This is a genomic window from Rhodoferax sp. GW821-FHT07G04 (assembly GCF_059418585.1).
In genome coordinates, this window is sequence record NZ_JBWKQD010000023.1 from 1 (window position 1) to 1,154 (window position 1,154).

General features: G+C 59.8%; 1 protein-coding gene. It reads right to left on the reverse strand.

The features are described 5' to 3' along the window. The coding region (locus AC07OO_RS25515) for an Ig-like domain repeat protein (protein WP_495084987.1) at positions 1-1,154 on the reverse strand (1,154 nt) is incomplete at both ends.

A 1,154-nucleotide genomic window follows, 5' to 3' on the forward strand; every position in this document is an offset into this window, starting at 1 on the left:
AGTACGGCTTGGCCGTTGGCAACCGCCGCGGTTCCCAGGATGGCTCCGGCTTCGTTGAAGAAGGTGACCAGGCCTGTAAGGGGCGTGCCGTTGGTGCCGCCGGTGACGGTGGCCGTGAAGTTGACGCTTTGGCCGGCAACCGTGCTGGCGGCTGAGCTGCTCAGGGTTGTGGTGGTGGCGGGAATGACTGCAGTAGCAGCCACGGCAATGGTGCTGGCGGCCGAGGCTGCGCTGGCGTTGTAGCCATCGCCGCTGTAGGCAGCGGTGATGCTGGAATTGCCGACATTGGTCAGCGCATTGGTCGTGAGGGTGGCAACACCACCAACGACATTGGCTGTACCCAATACTGTTTGGCCATCGTAGAAGGTGACCGTGCCATTGGCACCTGGGGCCGGTTGCCCAGAGAAGCCCAGGATGTTGACCTGGCTATTGGCGCCGCGGAAGGCAGTATCCAGATACAGTGGTTGCGTGATGGTCGCAGCCACCGAGCGCAAAACAGTGCCGTTCTTCCAATAGCGGATTGAGGTGCCGTCATAGCTGACGCCTAGGACATCACCTGGAACCCCGCTACCGATGTTCACGACGTTCGAACCGCCCTGCGGTGTAAATTCTTCGGCGTACAGTGTTCCGGAGTAGTAGTAGAAGCACCAATCAATGCTGTTGTAGCTGTTATCGGTCGCTGGGTCCGTATTGAGGCCGATACCGAAGTCGCTGCTGGCGTTGAGTACCTTGAAGCTCACATTGGCCCCACCGATATAGCCAGCGGTGCTGTATATCGCGTTGTCAAAGTTGCCGGTATACGCGGCTGTTTGGGTTACGGTGTTGCCGGATACAGCTAAACCAGCGGTTTTAACCGTAGGCACACTGCTGAGGTCCCTGAGACCCGACACATTGGCCGTCAAGGTCACTTGGTTGCCCGCATTGATGCTATTGGCCGAGCTGCTCAGACTCACACTGACCGGCGTGGCAATGACGGTCTGGTTCACCACCGCCGAGGTGGCCGCTGCCGTGTTGGGATCTCCCGCATATTGCACCGTGATGCTGTGGTTGCCCGCAGCCAGGGTGTTGACGGCCAGTGTGGCGTAGCCATTGACCAGGGTGACGTTGCCCAGGGAGGTGGCACCGTCATAGAAGGTGACCTGTCCCGTGGGCAG